The sequence below is a fragment of the Streptomyces sp. SM1 genome (assembly GCF_002910825.1).
In the GTDB taxonomy this organism is placed as follows: Bacteria; Actinomycetota; Actinomycetes; order Streptomycetales; family Streptomycetaceae; genus Streptomyces; species Streptomyces okerensis.
In genome coordinates, this window is record NZ_NEUB01000816.1 from 1 (window position 1) to 1,224 (window position 1,224).

Annotated in this window: 2 protein-coding genes; both read left to right on the top strand. The window is 68.8% G+C overall.

Features of this window, described 5'->3' with window-relative positions; all coding sequences use genetic code 11:
• Window positions 1-269, top strand: a 269-nt coding sequence (locus B9S61_RS25410) for a hypothetical protein (RefSeq protein ID WP_146064946.1), incomplete at its 5' end; no start/stop codon positions are given.
• 162 nt (window positions 270-431) lie between these two features.
• Window positions 432-1,184, top strand: a complete 753-nt coding sequence (locus tag B9S61_RS25415; protein WP_103544072.1) for a sugar phosphate nucleotidyltransferase — start codon at window positions 432-434, stop codon at window positions 1,182-1,184.
• Window positions 1,185-1,224: the final 40 nt, after the last annotated feature.

Here is a 1,224-nt window from a genome sequence, read left to right on the forward strand (position 1 = left end):
CCGAGTCCGCCGAGTCCGCCGAGTCCGCCGGTGAGGCCGAAGCCGCTCCGGCCAAGAAGACCGCCCGCAAGGCGGCCAAGAAGGCCACGGTGAAGAAGGCCGCCACGAAGAAGACGGCGACCGCCAAGAAGACGACGGCCAAGAAGGCGGCGACGACCAAGACGGCCGCCGCCAAGAAGACGACCGCGAAGAAGACGGCGTCGAAGAAGACCGCGGCCGCGGCCCGGCAGCCGTCGTCCTCGGTCACGGCCGTGACCGACGAGGACTGAGCGTCCGTCCACGCTGTGTGGTCCTGTCCCCCGTGGACAGGACCACACCCTTGTCCCGAGGGCACGGCCACCGCGTGCGGCCGCGTCCGTCGATGAGTTCTGCCGCCGAGATGACACCTCCCCGACTCGGTCGGACCCGGGGAACGTAAGGAGAGAACCGCGATGATAGGCCTCGTGCTCGCCGCCGGCGCCGGACGCCGTCTGCGCCCCTACACCGACACCCTGCCCAAGGCGCTGGTGCCGGTGGGGCCCGCGGGCATAGAAGGCGAGCCCACGGTCCTGGACCTGACCCTCGCCAACTTCGCCGAGATCGGGCTGACCGAGGTCGGTGTCATCGTCGGCTACCGCAAGGAAGCCGTGTACGAGCGCCGGGCGGCCCTGGAGGCGAAGTACGGGCTGAAGCTGACGCTGATCGACAACGACAAGGCCGAGGAGTGGAACAACGCCTACTCCCTGTGGTGCGGGCGTGACGCCCTCGCGGACGGGGTGATCCTGGCCAACGGCGACACCGTGCACCCGGTGTCGGTGGAGAGGACGCTGCTGGCCGCGCGCGGTGACGGCAGGCGGATCATCCTGGCGCTGGACACGGTGAAGAAGCTCGCGGACGAGGAGATGAAGGTCGTCGTCGATCCGGAGAAGGGGATGACGAGGATCACCAAGCTGATGGACCCGGCGGAGGCGACCGGTGAGTACATCGGTGTCACGCTGATCGAGGGCGAGGCGGCGGGTGAGCTGGCGGACGCGCTGAAGACGACGTTCGAGCGGGACCCGCAGCTGTACTACGAGGACGGTTACCAGGAGCTGGTGAACCGCGGTTTCCGGATCGACGTGGCGCCGATCGGTGACGTTGCGTGGGTCGAGATCGACAACCACGACGACCTCGCCCGCGGACGGGAGATCGCGTGCCAGTACTGACCCGGCTCATTCCGTCGCCGGTCGTCGTCGACATCCGCCC